The organism is Paenibacillus sp. FSL P4-0113 (assembly GCF_038009305.1).
GTDB lineage: Bacteria > Bacillota > Bacilli > Paenibacillales > Paenibacillaceae > Paenibacillus > Paenibacillus polymyxa_D.
In genome coordinates this window covers 4130084-4146680 of sequence record NZ_JBBPAZ010000001.1, presented here as the reverse complement: position 1 = coordinate 4146680, position 16597 = coordinate 4130084, and the positions used below count along the sequence as shown (strand labels likewise).

Sequence of the window (16597 nt, the reverse complement as noted above, 5' to 3'; positions counted from 1 at the left end):
GTAAAAAAGGGTGTTCCCCAACCACGAACGGTTGCTGGAACACCCTTTTATATTCACAAATCTTCTTAGAAGCTGCCTTTTACAACAACTTCAGAGAGTGGAAAACGTCCTGATGGACGTGCTGGCACTTGTGCCTTACCTACACTAATAAGCAGGGTTGGCAGGTAACGTGCTGGAATATTGAATTGCTCGATCAACTGTGCTGGAATGAAACCGCCCATTGCGCAAGTGTCGTAGCCCAGAGATTTAGCAGCCAACATAATATTTTGTGCTGCAAGAGCAGAGTTCAGGATGGCTGCATCGCGAGCTACTTGCGGGTTTTGGTACGCGCCATTGATTTGACCTACCAATGCGTCACGGATTTCCGCTGGCAGTGCGCCTGCTTCTACCGCTTGATCATAAATGACGGTGTTACGGTTCGCTTCCAAATCACCCAATACGGCAATCGTAACGGAACTTTCCGCTACTTGACCCTGATTGTAGGCGATAGGCAGCAATTTTTGCTTGTCCGCTTCGCTTTCGATAACAAGGAATTTCCAATGTTGAAGGTTCCAAGCGGAAGGAGCTTCTATCGCCGCAGTCAAAATAGCCTCCAAATCTTCCTCTGGCAATTTAAAATCCTTAACATAGCTCTTTACCGCGTGTCTTTCACTAATAGTAGATAGGGTTTCATTTTTTGGACTACTCGACATTCTGGGCACACTCCTAATTTCTTATGATATATATCTAACTTGAATCCTCATTAACTTCCCAAACTACTGCAATTATAAAAATGATAGTTAGTCATGTCAATATGTTTAAGTATGACCCTGCACTCAAAATACAGTACAATACGGATAAAGACATACATATCGGCAGATGCCTGCCGATGGGACAAGACATAATGAGTTCATTTTGTTCTCATTTGAATTAAAAAAGGAGCGTTACTATGATTGGATCGTTTAAAAAAACAGATATTGCTTTGTTTGCCGCCTGGGTTGTAGCTTGTGTGGCAACTTTGGGCAGTCTGTATCTCAGCGAGATTTTGGGGTATGAGCCTTGTAAGCTATGCTGGTTTCAGCGCATTCTGATGTATCCCCTGACCCTTCTACTCGGGATCGCCTATTTTCGAGGGGATTCGGGGATACGCCGTTATGTCATGCCGTTGGCTATCATTGGAGGTGCGATTTCGGCCTATCATTTTACCATTCAGCGCATCCATGCAGCCGCCAAAGCAGCTACGCAAACTTCAACTTCCTGCGGCAGAGTATCCTGTGAACAGGATTACCTAAACTGGTTCGATTTCATCACCATTCCTTTTCTCGCACTGATCGCCTTTATCCTTATTATTGTAGCCATGGGTTATATCATGCGAAAGGAGAAAAAATCAGCTCAGGGAGAGGTACAAGCAACAGAACTCGCATAAGTATGAAAGAGACCCAATTATAGGGCCAGTGTTATCACCAAGAGGCGTATAATCCGCTTGCCGGGGGAGAGACTGTAACTAAATATATCCATTGCATATGTGGTATAATGTGAAAGGTTTGCAGTCTGTCCAATAACGCTTATATTCCTTATAGAGGGGGCCAGTCCATGTTTCATATTAGCACCCCATTGCTGCAATATGGCGCAACCTTCGGTATGATCTTAATCGCTATATCGGCTATTTTCATCCGTATGAAGACAGGTCATCGCCCGATTAATGCCAAAAAAATCATCATCCCTCCGCTCGGCATGAGCACCGGTTTTATGATGTTCGTGGTACCGGAAGTACGGGTTCCCTGGCTTTGGGCGCTGGGCGCTTTTCTGGTCGGCTGGTTTATTTTTTCTTACCCGTTGATCCGCAGCACCAAATTTGAGTTGCAAGAAGGGCTGGTTTTCGTGCAACGCTCACGTACCTTCTTCTTTATCCTATTCAGCCTGCTGATCGTCCGATTGCTGCTGCATGAATTTATTCAGCATTACATTACCATTCCGCAGACAGCAGGGCTATTTTTCATCCTAGCCTTCGGCACCTTGTTACACTGGCGGCTCCGTATGTATTTTCAATATCGTCAATTCGTTCCGGACGAGACAGAAGTCCGCATCTGACCAACGGTTTTTTAACATGCTTGCTAGCATATTGCTGTATAGACCAAAAAAGGACACGTTCTCCCAGCCAGGAGGCCGTGCCTTTTTGGTCTTTTCGTCTTTTTAGTCTATCGGAGGCTACATTTCCGCCTTGCCCGGACGCCGGGCGCTAGGCACTTACTGGGAGCTTTCTTTTGTAAACAGCGTGCTGCCGTTTATGTTGTTCTGCGGAGCATAAGCGCCGTCCCAGGTGATAAAGAAGCTTGCTCCGGTGTAGATTTCATTCAGGGCCTTGTTCCAAAGCGAATAATCGAATTCCTTGAGCTGATTATTGTTGCGATCCACATGGTCGCCACCCACGGCTGGTCCAATTTCGCAGAAGCCATAAGTTTTTCCAAGTCCTTTGATGTCATTGTAAGCCATCTTAATTTCATTGTCATTGGACGGATCGTCGCTGTAAGCGTCGATGCCAATCCAGGTGACATAGCTGGAGCCGGGGTAATAAGCAGCCGCGTTGGCTCCTTTATTTGGAGCATAGACAAAATTGACGTTGGACATGCCATTGGTCGTCACAATGTAATTGTACAGATTGATGTACAGGTTCTTATAGTCCGTCGTGTTCTTGTCCCCCCACCAGAACCAGCCTCCGTTCATTTCATGGAAGGGTCTGTAGTAAACGGGGGATGAGTTAAACTTTTGCAGGCCGGTCACTACATTGTCAACCTGGGCCTTATAATTTTGCAGCCATGCGGGGCTGGACGAATTGATGGATGAAATGTCTGTATTAGCCAAGATCTCGAAATCGGAATCAGACATCGGGGCGTTTACATTTCCACCCTGGGGATTGGGCATGTGGGTGGAAACGGTGACGATTTTCCCCAAGGCTTGGATGGCGGAGGCGCTATTGGAGGTAATGGAGGCTGCATCGGTTCCCCCCTGGTTCCAGTTCAGCAGATCATAGGAGACGATGTCAGGGTTGTAGTTCCAGACAGGACTGGTGTTTACACTTCCGTCATAGCCCAGGAACATGCCAGTATAGTTGATATTGCTCTCCGCGCCTGCCGTCATTGGTAGCGAGAATAATAATGCAGCCCCGGTCAGGGCGCTGATCAAGCTCTTCGTTTTCTTGAATGAATTCATAATGGTTATCCTCCTGATGTTTATATCTTGCTACTTGTAATTGCAAGACTTAAGATGTGACCGATATTCCCCTAGGACAATGCTGACTCGCAACCTACATGTTTTTCGTTTTAGCGAGTGGATCTCCATCTTCCTAAAGGAATACGTTTTTGTGATCCTCAATTACATCGACATCAGGGAGAAAAGTTGAAATAGTTCTATTAGAGCAAAAAAATAATTCATATAACAATGAACAAACAATTTCTGCAAAATGTGGTAGGGACTAAATGTGTAATAAAGGAAATTTTTTCATTTCATTCTTATGAATTTGTTTTCAAATTATTGTTATTTTTGTACTATATAGAAGATTCATAATCACACACTTAGCGTATCCTAGCGTCCAGAACTAAGCTGATCACTCTGATGGCATAGTGTATATTTCGTTAAAATGGTGGCCTGGCACTCATGAAATGAAAAAAACCGATATTCGCCTTTTGGCCAAAATCGGTTTTTGGAGGTGAAACCATTATTCCCCGCATGTACTGGACCTTTATAGAATGCACGTAGCAAAAGGGACTGTCCCCTGGACAGCCCCTTTTCTGTAATATGTCCAGCCCATTCACCACGGTAGTCTGTATGTTTGCGGTGGATGCCTGCTTTTATTGCTGGGTCAAAATGATCGGACCCTCTGCTGTAATGGCCAGCGTATGCTCGTATTGCGCAGACAAGCCGCCGTCCAACGTGCGTGCGGTCCAGCCGTCCGCATCAATTTTACTGCGGTATGTGCCTGTGTTGAGCATCGGCTCAATTGTAATGACCATACCCTCTTTTAAGCGTGGTCCACGGTGTGGAGGTCCGTAATGTGGAACCTGCGGTTGCTCATGCATCTCTTCTCCGATACCGTGCCCAATAAATTCGCGTACGACCGAGAAGCCTTCCGCTTCCGCGTAGGTTTGTATCGCATGGGAAATATCACCGATCCGGTTACCGATAACGGCTTGCTCAATCCCTTTATACAGCGATTCCTTGGTAACATCCAGCAGCTTTTGCGCCTGCTCAGACACATTACCCACCGCATACGACCAAGCGGAATCTGCCAGCCAGCCATTCAGGTTCACAACCATGTCGATCGTCACGATGTCCCCGTCCTTCAACGGTGTCTTATTCGGAAAGCCGTGGCAAATCACATCGTTAGGTGAGCCACAAGTTGCAAACTGGTAGCCGTTATAGCCCTTTTGCTCCGGTGTTGCGCCATGCTTCTTCATAAAGGATTCCGCAAAGGCGTCAATTTCCAGTGTCGTAATGCCCGGCTTGATCATTTTGGCAATTTCCCGGTGGCAAGCAGCCAAAATGTCTCCAGCTTTTTTCATATTTTCAATTTGTTCTTTGGTTTTAATGATAATCATTAAACGGTCTCCTTCTTTTCCGTGTTCGTTCCACTTTTCACTGCTTCTTTTTTCTACTTCTATTGTAACGCTAAAAGCAGCGAAATGGAACCGATGTCAACTGATACCGTTTACAAGGATCTTAAACGGGGTATATAATATTCCATAACTTGTATACCAGTATGCAAAATCATTTCCTAGATAGGAGTATCCTATGAAATATCCAACAACCTGGTTACAGGGCGCATCGCTTGGGGAAAGGATTGCTTGTGAACTTCGGCTTCAGATTATACGCGGCGTTCAGACACCAGGCACTGTGCTATCTGAGAATCAGATTGCTGCCGATTTTGGTACCAGTCGTTCTCCGGTGCGTGAAGCCTTGAAGGCACTCTCGGGCGAAGGACTGATCCGTCTGGAGCGCATGGGGGCGATTGTCGTCGGCATGACACCCGGTGATATGGAGGAGCTATTCGATGTGCGAATGCTGATTGAACATTTTGTTGTACAAAGGTATGTACATAGTGATAATGCCACATTGGTGACTGTTTTGAATCAGATGATTGACAAAATGGAAGTCGCTCTCAAGTACAGGGATGTCGTTGAATTTTCTCTTCAGGATTTTAATTTTCATGAAGCTCTGGTTCTGGAAGCTGGCCATACCCGTATTCTTCATACCTGGAATGGCATGAGACAGCTAATCCTGACGGTCATGTTAGCTGCAACAGAACAACGATTTGCGTCCAACATCGAAGAATCACAAGTCACGATTCACAAACATCGAACCTTTGCAAACGCTTTAAATCAGGGGGATGCTCAGGAGTTGTCAGGATTTATTGAGGATCATTATCGAGATACCCGCAACGCGGTTAACGATAGCGTCCTGTCTCCCTACAGAAGAAAGACATCGTCCTAGCCACAATATGCGTGACAAAGAGCAGATGTACCGCGCTTTATGCGTTTCTCGCTGGCGCGGCTCTCTTTTAATTGAAGTTGTCGACAAGTATACATTTAGCTATACATATAAGAATAAGGAGGCATACCTTCATGAACACATTATTCGGCTTAAGCCATAACGCGTCCCTGCTCATATGGGCGCTAGTTACCGTCATTCTTTTGATTTTGCTGATTGCTAAATTCAAATGGAATCCCTTCGTTTCACTGCTGCTTTCGTCGGTATTTCTCGGACTGGTTAACGGGATGCCTGGTCATGAAGTTACTGCCTCCATCACCAAAGGGCTCGGCAGTACACTTGGCTCCATCGCCATCGTGATCGGTTTAGGCACAATGCTCGGTAAAATGATGGCAGAATCTGGCGGTGCCGAACGCATCGCGACTACACTGATGGATCGTTTTGGTGAAAAACGCGTTCATTGGGCGATGATGATCGTAGGCTTTATCGTGGGAATTCCGGTGTTTTTTGAGGTTGGTATTATTTTATTAATTCCCATCCTGTTCACGGTTGCCCGTAAAATGAACATGTCTCTGCTGAAAATCGGTATTCCAATGCTGGCAGGACTATCGACGGTACACGGCCTTTTACCACCCCACCCGGCTCCGATGATCGCGATTGAAGCCTTTAACGCCAATATTGGACGCACGATAGGATATGCACTCATCGTGGGCATCCCATCCGCCATTATTGCAGGCCCGGTCTTCGGCGCTTGGATTGGCAAAAGAATCATGATCAGACCTTCCGAGAGGCTGGACGAGCAGTTCAGAAATACGACGGGGCGGTCGTTGCCTCCCTTTTGGATTACTTTGTTCACCATTTTGTTACCTGTTATTCTAATGCTTAGCGGATCAGTCGCTGAAATTGTAGACCCGGCCAATACACATCCGCTCACTGTATTTTTCAAATTCATTGGTGATGAGGTTATGGCATTACTGATTGCGGCCGTGTTTTCTTTTTTCTCGCTAGGCTATGCACGTGGTCTAAAGAAAGAGGACTTGTCCCGTTTTACCAGTGAATGTCTGGCACCAACAGCCTCTATTATCTTAATTATCGGGAGCGGTGGTGCATTTAAAACGGTATTGATCAACAGCGGTGTAGGTCAGGCCATTGCAGCGGTCGCTACAGGAGCCCATATGAATGTGATTGTATTTGCTTTTCTGGTCGCTGCGCTCATTCGTGTAGCCACTGGGTCAGCGACAGTCGCGATGACGACAGGCTCCGGTATTGTCGCACCTGTGCTGGCACTTACACCCGGCGCGAATGTCGAACTGGTCGTCCTTGCTACAGGAGCAGGGTCGCTGATCTTGTCTCATGTGAATGACGCCGGTTTTTGGATGATTAAAGAATTTTTCAATATGACGGTTCCGCAGACTCTAAAATCATGGACCGTTATGGAAACCATCCTCTCCCTGGTCGCTTTCGGTTTGATTATGCTGCTGAGTGTGTTAACTTAACGATAATGAGCTAATAACGGTAAGTGAAGGGGAGATTGAATATGACAGACACCCGATATATGATCGGCGTCGATATCGGTACGACCAGTACCAAAGCAGTTCTTTTCGAAGAAAACGGCAATATTGCCGCCCAGCACCATGTGGGTTATCCGCTCCATACACCTGAGCCGGATGCGGCAGAACAAGATCCGGAAGATATTTTCAAAGCTGTTGTGACGACGGTGCAAGAGGTCATGAAACAAAGCGGAGTGTCAGCCGAGCATGTGCTGTTCGTCTCCTTCAGTTCGGCCATGCACAGTGTACTGGCGGTGGATAAGAATGGAAAACCGCTGACCGCCTCTATCACTTGGGCAGATAACCGTAGCGCCAAATGGGCCGAAGCGCTCAAACATGAATACAACGGACACGATATTTACTTACGTACCGGAACGCCTATTCATCCTATGTCACCGCTCACAAAACTAATGTGGATTACACGGGATTTACCAGATGTTGCGACCCAGACGTACAAATTCATTTCCATTAAGGAGTACGTTTTTGCCCGGTTATTCCACCAATATGTCGTGGACCACTCGATTGCCTCTGCAACCGGACTCATGAATTTGCAGCAGTTGAACTGGGACGAGGAAGCGCTGCATATTGCAGGTGTGACGAAGGAGCAGCTATCCGAGCTGGTGCCGACAACTCATGTGCTCAAAGGGCTGGATGAGACCTATGCACATGACATGGGCCTACTGAAGACGACTCCTTTTGTGATCGGGGCCAGCGACGGTGTCTTGTCCAACCTCGGTGTGAATGCGATCAAGCCTGGAGTTATCGCTGTTACCATCGGCACCAGCGGAGCCATCCGCACCGTAGTTGATAAGCCGCTCACGGATGCCAAAGGGCGCTTTTTCTGTTATGCCTTGACCGAAAAGCTGTGGGTCATCGGCGGACCAGTGAACAACGGAGGTATAGTCTTCCGCTGGATCCGGGATGAATTTGCAGCCTCCGAAGTGGAAACGGCCAAACGACTGGGACTTGATCCATATCATGTGCTGACCCAAATTGCGGAACAGGTACGTCCTGGCTCCGACGGTCTGCTCTTTCTTCCGTACTTATCCGGTGAACGTGCGCCCCTATGGGACCCGAATGCTCGCGGCTCCTTCTTCGGTCTGTCCCTGCGTCACAAAAAAGAGCATATGATTCGCGCCGCTCTGGAGGGTGTGCTGTTCAATTTGTATACCGTCATGCTCGCCATGGAAGAAGTCATCGACAGACCGTCAGTCATTCACGCCACGGGTGGATTTGCACGCTCGGAACTATGGAGACAGCTCATGGCAGATATATTTGATCAGGAAGTCATTATTCCCGAAAGTCTGGAAAGCTCATGTCTGGGTGCAGCTATTCTAGGCTTGTACGCACTGGGACGGATTGATTCGCTGGATGCTGTGTCCGGTATGATTGGTACCACTCACCAGCACAAACCGGTAGCAGAACACGTGGATATTTATCGCGATTTACTGCCGATTTATATTCGCATTTCACGTAAATTCGAAGAAGAATTCAAGGATATTGCGGAATTTCAAGCCAAGTCCCTACAGTCTTGAGTTACAAGGTAAACCGAATGGAGTTACAGCAGCGAAGCCATAGGCCCTTAAACTTGTAAAGCGAAGACCCTTCTCATCAAGGGTCTTCGCTTTATTGTTGTGCGCCCTTCGTCACGTAGAGCAGCATTCGTGCATTTTACAGGAAATCGGCCAAGACCGAAATTACAGAAACAGGGTTTTAGAGATGATCACCAACAAAATAAACAGAACCAGAATCGCTCCTACAGAGGTCCATGCGCCTACGCCGCAACCCATACCGCCTACTCCGCACATATGACTCATTTACAACACTCCCTTCGCTCATTTACAGGATCATTGTATGTAGACCTGGTCAAATGCGTAAGGGGGGCATTCCCCCATTTTTGCGGCGAATGCCTGTTTATTTTGGAGACTAGCATTATGTATTAACCTCAAAATTATAGAACCCCTCAAGTGTTGCTCTCTTCATCATCAATACTGCACAAGTCCCAAGGAATCCACTCAGCAAGCCACACCTCATGCCCTGCATAATAAAATGCGATTCCCTCTTCTCTTGCTTTAATCGTGTTTACCTTGAGCATGACCAATTCACCTCTTCGGCTCCCTGCTAATGCTGCAAAGTTAGTGCTTTCAGATAAATGTACATACTTTCTGCCAACAGGATCTAAACCATCCGCCATAATAAATGGCAATGCTTGCTTATTCGTACCATGGTATAGTACATCTGGTGGATTCCCGGGAGTATACTCTATCTTTTGATAGCTATGTCCATATCTAGCTCTGATTCTACCGTTATGGATTTCAAAACGCTGCTTATCTGAATTGCGCACGATCCGCTCAATATCAGTCTGCTCTACACCTGACCAGCCTGGCAAGCTTTGAATGATTTGAAGTAAGTGTTCCACAGTACAAGAGCCGTCTGTAATGTCTAACTTTAGCCCGGATTCCTCGGGTTTGTGTCGCAGCATTTTGCTCATTATTTTACTTAGCTTCATATCTTCCTTTTGTTTCTTCATTGAATTTCTCCTTCCTTTAACATAGTAGATCAAAAGATATTTCTACATAAAATTAAGGATTCCTCTTATTTCTTCTTTATACGCTAAAAGACCATCAGAACCGGGAAGGTCTGATGGTCTTTATCAGAAAAGATGCTAGTTATGCCTCTCTGCGTCTGCGTGGTGTCAGACCAAGCCAGGACAACAACGAACTGCGCGATTTTCGTTGTCTGCCCTGGTAGGTACGCAAATTCGTAATTAACTGCCGATCCCGTTCCTCGTCGATCTTTTCTTTCATCCAGCGTTTTTGATCCTCCAGTTGGTTAGACAAGTTGATATTCTTTTCCACCAAACGGCTGTGCTCTGCTTCCAGTTCCTCCAAACGGCTCCGCATTTCCAACAAAGCGTTTTGCACCATGTCCTGCATCTGCGCCAGTTCTTGTGGCTCTACGGACTCCTGTGTTTGTACAGATACAGGCGCTTGCTTCAATCTATACTCAATAGTTGATGCCAAAGTCTGGAACTCTTCCTGCAACTGTAGCTGCATGGGTTCTTCTGACAGTGTCTGAGCATTCATTTCATCCTGTAACTCTGTCAGTTCAACCGTAGCAGCGACTTGAGCCTGCATGACCGTCTCTTCCCTGCCTTCAGCCGCCGCCATTATTTCTTCCCAGGTTGCGGTCAGTGACTCAGCATCCGAGATGGGTGGCAAGCGGAATTCCTCATCCTCCATTGGAAAGGGAGCGGTCACTCTCTCAAGCACCACCTGAACCGCCTGCTCCATCGTCATATGCTGCTCACGCAACGCCCTCCGCATCACCTTCAAGCACTCAACATCCTCAGCACTGAACATTCTTGATTGATTCGCGGAACGCTGAAACACATACCCCTGCTCCTCCAGCGCCGCTGCATATTTACGAAGGGTACTCGCCCCGATTCCCAACTGTTTTGCTGCTTCCGTCGTCGATTTGATTTCTTCCATTTAATCATTACCTCCCCGGATGGTATGGAAAGAAATAAGCTTGTATATGTAGAATTCGCGAAATCCATTGGAAACCCTTTGGCAAAAATGTTCTAATATTGCAGACTGCTAAGAACCTTTGTCATAACGGAATCTTTGTAGAAATACAAGAAACGACATTGCAGAGAATACTTCGTTCTATGTACACTAAAGACTCTTTAAAGAGCGTCACATAAATGTCATACTTTTATAATTCCTATGGCACTATTCCTTCCATCAACATAGTTCATGTTATAATTTATACAGCGGTCACCTTAAATATAAATTGAAATGCACTCTCCTACCTTCCAGTAAAAGTATTGATAATTTACGTTCATTCTACAATTAATCGCAGAAAGACACCTCTTTCACAGTTCATTTTTAATTTTCCGGAATGGAGACAAAAAAAATGGATATTTTCAAAAGATCAGCAATATGTTATGTTATGTAACGTAAAATGGATTTCAGGCATAATTTGTAGCATATTAACGTTCGCTGGAACGAGGAGGCAACATAGATGAAGGGGAAGGCAAGGAAAGTAGCTATTGTCGGCGCGGGAATGGTCGGTTCGAGCTGTGCCTACTCAATGGTTAATCAGTCCATTTGTGATGAAATCATGATGATTGACCGCACGTATGATCGGGCTTTGGCCCATGCACTGGATCTGTCCCATTGTATGGAGTTTACGTCCACACGCACTAAGGTACGTGCAGGCACGTATGCAGACTGCACGGATATGGACGTGGTGATTATAACGGCTGGAGCCAACCCTAGACCAGGTCAAGACCGCCTGTCTGTACTGGACGACGCAGTGCTTATCACCAGAGAGATTGTAACAGCGATTATGGAGGGTGGCTTCGACGGTATATTCGTCATTGCCGCTAATCCTGTCGACATTGTAACGTATATGGTACAAAGTATATCCGGTCTGCCGCGCAACAAGGTGATCGGCACGGGCACCTCTATCGACTCGTCCCGGCTCAAGACGTTGCTTTCTGAGGTGTTTTCCATAGATCCACGCAGCGTACAAGGATATGCTCTTGGCGAGCATGGCGAATCCCAATTCGTCGCTTGGTCACACGTAACGATTGGCGGTAAGCCGCTTTTACACATTTTACGGCAGCATAAGGAACGATTCAGCCACGTCGATCTGGACGACATTGCCCGTAAAACCAGGGATGCAGGCTGGGAAATCTTCACCCGCAAAGGCGCCACTTATTTTGGTATTGCCAATGCTCTGGCATACATTACCCGTTCCATTTTAAATGATGATGGTAAAATTATAGCGGTCTCTGCTGTATTGGACGGCGAGTACGGGCACACCGATGTCTGCACGGGCGTTCCAGCGATTATCGGCAGCGGAGGAATTCAAGAGGTCATTGAGTTGGAACTAAGTCCAGAGGAACAAGCGAAGTTCGACGCCTCTTGCCACTTTATCAGCAATAATATCCGTGCCATTTCAGACTTAGTGTAAACCAATAGCACAGAAAAAAAACTCCTTACCCTCATTGAGGATAAGGAGTTTTTGCAATCCCCGTATTTCGCCCTATATCTCTTTATAACGAAATACCGTCAGTCCCGCCAACGTAAATACGACAAAGCTGCCCATTATAACCGTCAATAGTGTATCAGTTGGCACCATGAACGCCCCGAAGTTGTCTCTTCCACTCGGCATCATCGCCAATAAAGGCTGTGTCCATGGATAGTACGGACCGTAGGCTTGAGAATTGGCGACCAGAATATTCGGCACGGTGAACACAAAATTCAACGCAAGCGGTGCGGCAAAGCTGGACCACAAGAAGGATACCATCAACTGCAACGCAGCCAGCGGCAGGCAGGCTACCCAGCCTGCGAGCAGACTTTGAGCGATCACAGCCCAAGGAATCGGTCCGTTCATCCCCTGCACAGCTCCAACACTCAGCAACGCTCCTCCGAACAGTAGCTGGGTCAATCCGACCAAGGCCATAATGATAGTCAGCTTAGCTGCGTACAGACTGGTGCGGGACAATGGCAATGACATCAGCTGCTTCCAGCCGCCGCCCCCATGCTCGAAACGGCAGACTAGAGACCCAAACACGGCCGTCAGCATCGGCAGGAACAGCAGCGCATGAACTGTAAGCATGGCTGACAACAGCAACAGCCAGTTCCCTCCCGGATTCGCCAGCAAACCAATCAGGACGGCAATCGCCGGGCTGACGAGCGCGAGCAGCCAGACGGGCGATTTCGCCATTTTCAACCGTTCAACAGAAAGTAACCGTGCATATCCTCCGAACATTACGCCACATCCTTTCGGCTAAAATGGGCCGCTGTCAGCAGGCTGAGAAGCATACCCGTTCCGCACCCGACGGACGCAAACATCCACGCTTGAGGTGCAACCCAGGCGAATTGAGGCCAGGCCAATGGAAACCATTCGGACAGCTGTGAAGCAAACAAGCTGCCGATGCCTAACGTAATGCCCAGTGTTACAGGTAGCGCTTGATTATGGAATGTGACTGTTAACCACAACAATAATACGAGCATAGGCAACGTGCCGCCTAAGGGCCAAAATCCGAGTCGTAGCAGTTCTCCTACGGGTGCAGGTTCTCCCCCGAAGCCAAGGATCATTCCCAACACCCAAGTCCCTACCGTCAGGAGTAGACAGGACACACACAGCATCCCAATCGCCAACGTCAGCTTGGCCATATAGACGCTGAATTTGGAAATCGGCAAGGCCAGCAACTGCTTCCATGAGTTAGATGTATGCTCCACATTCGCCAACATGGAAGCCACCATAGTAGCTCCTAGCACCAGCGCAAGGGGTACAAAAAGAGCGATGTTATCCATCAAAACTTCCCACAGATGACCCTTGTTACGCGGAATCAGATAGTCATATCGAAGTCCAAAGTTGAGCGCCTGCATGGCCACCAGCCCAAGGGGACCGAGGAACACCAAGAACCAGATTCCCTTTCTGCGTGCTTTGAGCAGATCCGCCGTGAGTGCTCGCAGCATCATAAGGAAGCCCCTCCTTTGCCCACCACCTGCATGAACATATCCTCCAGCGATTTGCGGCGTTCCTCCACACGGTATACGGCATGCGTATTTTCGACCAATCTTCTGACCAGCAGCGCAACAGCCGCATCATTCATGTTCTCGAACTCCAGCGCCGATCCGTCCTTCACCGAATGGTAGCCCTGCTCACGCGCAATCAATTGGGCTGCTTCCGGTTCCGACACGACGATCCGAATTCCGCCCGCGGATTCCTGACGGAGATTATGAATCGTGTTTTGGAAGACCAGCTCTCCTTCACGAATAATACCTACGGTATTCGCCATATGCTCTACCTCGCTCAACAGATGGCTGGATACCAGTACGGTGATCCCCCGTTGCTTGGGCATCGCCTGAATCAATGTGCGCATTTCCTGAATACCCTCCGGGTCCAAGCCATTCGTAGGCTCATCCAAAATGAGCACTTCTGGATTCCCAAGCAGGGCTGCTGCAATACCAAGTCTCTGCTTCATGCCCAGCGAGTAGCCTTTGACTGGACGTTTGGCATGCTTGGTCAGTCGGACGACCTCTAACACTTCCGCAATGTTTTGCTTGGGTACATTCAAAATACGGCGAATGGCCTCCAGATTTTCAATGGCGTTCAAATGACCATAATACGAAGGATACTCCACCAACGAGCCGACTTTACGCAAAATATCAAGCTTATGTCTGCGAATATCTTTGCCGAATATACGAATCGTTCCTCGAGTTGGGCGAATAAGTCCAAGCAGCATGCGGATCGTTGTCGTTTTCCCTGCTCCATTTGGACCCAGAAATCCGTAAATATCTCCCCGAGCTATTTTCAGGTCCAGCTGATTAACCGCCGCGCAGCCTTTGTATATTTTGCTGAGACTGTTCGTTTCAATAATGTATTCGTTCAAGTTCCTCACCTCGACACCTATCGTAACGTGCCAAGTTTAAAGCCAAGGGAACTCTGAGTTTAAGTTTTGTTTAAAAAACGGATTCGGGTCCCGGCTGATGAACTGAAAATCTCCCTCTCCAAATTCATTTCGCGAGCCAGCAGTTCTGTAATCGCCAACCCAATCCCGGCTCCTTTTTCACTGGACTGTTGCTCCATACCAGGCCCTTTATCTGTGATAACCAATGCCTCTGTCCCATTATCCTTCTGGACTTGAACACCAATATATCGGCCTGAGGCAGCATGGCGAACTACATTTTGAAAGAGATTGTCCAGCAGACGACGGAAGCCTTGCTCATCGACATTCCACACCATACTATGCTCAGGCAGGTCGATATCCACTTCAAAGCCCTCCTTCTCCCACACCGGATACCAGCTGGCTACACACTCCCGCACTAGCCGCAGGATATCACGCGGTGTGTTATTCATGGTGTATTTGCCACTGGATAGGAGATTATAGGTCAGCAAGTTGTCGATCAGACTCCCAAGGTCCTTTAGCTTGTTTTCCATTAGTGTAATCGACTGTTTCCCTCTGCTGCTGAGATTTTCACCATCTAGTGTATACAGATGGCTACGCACGACCGTAAGCGGCGTCCGAATATCGTGTGACAGATCCGCGACCAGTCTCTTCCGTAGCTCTTCCTCCTGACGCTCACGTCCCCGACTCTCTGCCAACTGCTCGACCATCTGATTAAATGCTTCTTCCAGCTTGCCGATTTCATCCGGGCGTCCAGTGGCAACAAGAATAGGCAAGCCGTCCTCTCCTCGCTGCGACATGGCGGCCTGAAGCTGCAACAGTCTACGCCGAATGTCTCCAAAAAACAGAAGAGATACGGATATAAAAGCGCCCAAAATCAATACAATAAAAAAGAAATAGTACATCAACATACTACTATCAGTAGGTGGCTGTTCAAAGAACGAACGAGGCACTTTTAATACCATATAGCCCTGATTTACATCATTCTTGCCCCCGCCAATAAAGGCTACTACCGTAAACGGCCCCTCATAGCTTGCTTGCTTCATAAAAGCTATAGCCTGCGCAGCGTTCCATTGTTTTGGCAGGTTAGGTTGGGTCGGTAACTCCAACCTAGTTAACCCTGCGGTATCCACCCAAAATATTTGGGATTTAGGGAACATATCTTGTTGTATTTTGCGCAGATGGACTGAGATTTGCTCTGGTGTGGCTCCCTTCAAGGCTACAGCTTCGCGATGCCAGCTATTTTCGGTATGGGTAGCAGAGGGATAGTAAGCGTTTTTAGGCTTGGACCCCGCCCCCCAATTGAATAACACGCTATATATCAAGGCTGTAGCAGGCAACACAATGGGCAACAGCATCATAGCAACCACAATGATGACCAGATAACGGAACAACAGTGAACTGCGAAACCGACCTCCCTGATCCGGCTTAGAGCTGGGATGCAGCCTCCTCCAACCCTTGCGCGTCCTGTTCATTATGCTTTCACCCGATATCCTACACCACGGATCGTCTCAATGATGCGAGGTGTCGCAGGATCAATCTCCAGCTTTTCGCGCAGGTGTCGGATGTGAACCATTAAAGTTTTGTCTCCGTCGATATATGGATCTCCCCATACCGCTTCATACATTTGCTCTTTCGTCATAATCTGGCCCAAATGCCGCAGTAAATAAGCAAAAATGTGATATTGCTTGCCTGTCAGTGTAATTTCCTCCCCGGTATCACGGTTCACAATACGGTTATCAGGAGAGAACACAGAGAGATGCCCCAGTTGTAAGGATTCTTCAGGCACGGTTCCTGATCGGCGCAGCAAAATCTCCATACGTGCTATGAGCTCGTCCGGGTGAAAGGGCTTGGTTACATAATCGTCGGCGAAATCCAGTCCTTGCAGTTTATCGTCTATGGAGGTACGAGCAGACAACATGAGAATGGGAAGCTCCGGGTACTCTTTCTTGAGCCGTTTCCCTATGGTGAATCCATCCAGACCAGGTAACATCACATCCAAAATCACGAGTTGGCACGTACGGGCTGCCTCCACAGCCCCATCCCCGCTGCGAAGCCATACTACAGCGTAATTCCGCTCTTCCAAATACTGATGCGTCCAAGCACCGATATCCTGGTCATCTTCGATGTATAACACATTTGTTTTCATCATGAG

At 47.6% G+C, this 16597-nt stretch carries 17 protein-coding genes; 6 read left to right on the top strand and 11 right to left on the bottom strand.

What is annotated here, in order from left to right; all coding sequences use genetic code 11:
* Nucleotides 1-65: 65 nt before the first annotated feature.
* Nucleotides 66-692 (bottom strand): nitroreductase family protein, encoded by a 627-nt coding sequence (locus MKX46_RS17910; RefSeq protein WP_069010781.1) that lies wholly within the window; start codon nt 690-692, stop codon nt 66-68.
* Nucleotides 693-928: 236 nt separating this feature from the next.
* Between MKX46_RS17910 and MKX46_RS17905 the strand changes: the two genes are divergently transcribed.
* Both MKX46_RS17905 and MKX46_RS17900 read left to right on the top strand, forming a co-directional pair.
* Nucleotides 929-1405 (top strand): disulfide oxidoreductase, encoded by a 477-nt coding sequence (locus MKX46_RS17905; RefSeq protein ID WP_039270297.1) that lies wholly within the window; start codon nt 929-931, stop codon nt 1403-1405.
* Nucleotides 1406-1572: 167 nt separating this feature from the next.
* Nucleotides 1573-2070, top strand: coding sequence for a CcdC family protein (locus MKX46_RS17900; RefSeq protein WP_029514725.1), 498 nt, complete (start codon nt 1573-1575; stop codon nt 2068-2070).
* A gap of 156 nt (nt 2071-2226) precedes the next feature.
* Here MKX46_RS17900 and MKX46_RS17895 read toward each other — a convergent pair whose 3' ends face one another.
* On the bottom strand, nt 2227-3189 hold the full coding sequence (locus MKX46_RS17895) for a glycoside hydrolase family 26 protein (RefSeq protein ID WP_341038482.1): 963 nt from the start codon (nt 3187-3189) through the stop codon (nt 2227-2229).
* Between the two features lie 638 nt (nt 3190-3827).
* Nucleotides 3828-4574, bottom strand: coding sequence for a type I methionyl aminopeptidase (gene map, locus MKX46_RS17890; RefSeq protein WP_013308498.1), 747 nt, complete (start codon nt 4572-4574; stop codon nt 3828-3830).
* Nucleotides 4575-4767: 193 nt separating this feature from the next.
* On the opposite strand from map, the gene MKX46_RS17885 reads away from it, so the two are divergent.
* From MKX46_RS17885 to gntK, 3 genes are all read left to right on the top strand, one after another.
* A complete protein-coding gene (locus MKX46_RS17885; protein ID WP_165147990.1) occupies nt 4768-5466 on the top strand; it encodes a GntR family transcriptional regulator in 699 nt (232 codons plus the stop codon).
* Nucleotides 5467-5597: 131 nt separating this feature from the next.
* The gene (locus MKX46_RS17880) at nt 5598-6959 is read left to right on the top strand and encodes a GntP family permease (RefSeq protein ID WP_341071564.1); all 1362 of its coding nucleotides are present in this window, start codon (nt 5598-5600) and stop codon (nt 6957-6959) included.
* A 41-nt stretch (nt 6960-7000) separates the two neighbouring features.
* Nucleotides 7001-8548, top strand: a complete 1548-nt coding sequence (gntK, locus tag MKX46_RS17875; protein ID WP_341071562.1) for a gluconokinase — start codon at nt 7001-7003, stop codon at nt 8546-8548.
* 162 nt (nt 8549-8710) lie between these two features.
* Here the strand turns inward: gntK and MKX46_RS17870 are convergent, their stop codons facing one another.
* From MKX46_RS17870 to MKX46_RS17860, 3 genes are all read right to left on the bottom strand, one after another.
* Nucleotides 8711-8830, bottom strand: a complete 120-nt coding sequence (locus MKX46_RS17870; RefSeq protein ID WP_013369112.1) for a hypothetical protein — start codon at nt 8828-8830, stop codon at nt 8711-8713.
* 146 nt (nt 8831-8976) lie between these two features.
* On the bottom strand, nt 8977-9543 hold the full coding sequence (locus MKX46_RS17865; RefSeq protein ID WP_318627652.1) for an RNA 2'-phosphotransferase: 567 nt from the start codon (nt 9541-9543) through the stop codon (nt 8977-8979).
* A gap of 139 nt (nt 9544-9682) precedes the next feature.
* Nucleotides 9683-10504: a MerR family transcriptional regulator gene (locus MKX46_RS17860; protein ID WP_029514719.1), complete on the bottom strand. Its 822-nt coding sequence runs from the start codon at nt 10502-10504 to the stop codon at nt 9683-9685.
* A gap of 535 nt (nt 10505-11039) precedes the next feature.
* Between MKX46_RS17860 and MKX46_RS17855 the strand changes: the two genes are divergently transcribed.
* On the top strand, nt 11040-11996 hold the full coding sequence (locus MKX46_RS17855) for an L-lactate dehydrogenase (protein WP_029514718.1): 957 nt from the start codon (nt 11040-11042) through the stop codon (nt 11994-11996).
* A gap of 72 nt (nt 11997-12068) precedes the next feature.
* Here MKX46_RS17855 and MKX46_RS17850 read toward each other — a convergent pair whose 3' ends face one another.
* Genes MKX46_RS17850 through MKX46_RS17830 form a run of 5 tightly spaced genes read right to left on the bottom strand, consistent with a single transcriptional unit; the run spans nt 12069 to nt 16591 of the window.
* Entirely contained in the window at nt 12069-12797 is a 729-nt protein-coding gene (locus MKX46_RS17850; protein WP_029514717.1) for an ABC transporter permease, read from the bottom strand.
* Nucleotides 12797-13513 carry an ABC transporter permease gene (locus tag MKX46_RS17845; RefSeq protein ID WP_029514716.1) on the bottom strand — a complete coding sequence of 239 codons (717 nt, stop codon included), beginning with the start codon at nt 13511-13513 and terminating at the stop codon, nt 12797-12799. Before MKX46_RS17845 ends, MKX46_RS17850 begins: the two co-directional genes overlap by 1 nt.
* A complete protein-coding gene (locus tag MKX46_RS17840) occupies nt 13510-14427 on the bottom strand; it encodes an ABC transporter ATP-binding protein (RefSeq protein WP_029514715.1) in 918 nt (305 codons plus the stop codon). The genes MKX46_RS17845 and MKX46_RS17840 overlap by 4 nt, the downstream gene beginning before the upstream one ends.
* Before the next feature lie 59 nt (nt 14428-14486).
* A complete protein-coding gene (locus MKX46_RS17835) occupies nt 14487-15917 on the bottom strand; it encodes a sensor histidine kinase (protein ID WP_029514714.1) in 1431 nt (476 codons plus the stop codon).
* Nucleotides 15917-16591: a response regulator transcription factor gene (locus MKX46_RS17830; RefSeq protein ID WP_029514713.1), complete on the bottom strand. Its 675-nt coding sequence runs from the start codon at nt 16589-16591 to the stop codon at nt 15917-15919. Before MKX46_RS17830 ends, MKX46_RS17835 begins: the two co-directional genes overlap by 1 nt.
* Nucleotides 16592-16597 lie beyond the last annotated feature (6 nt).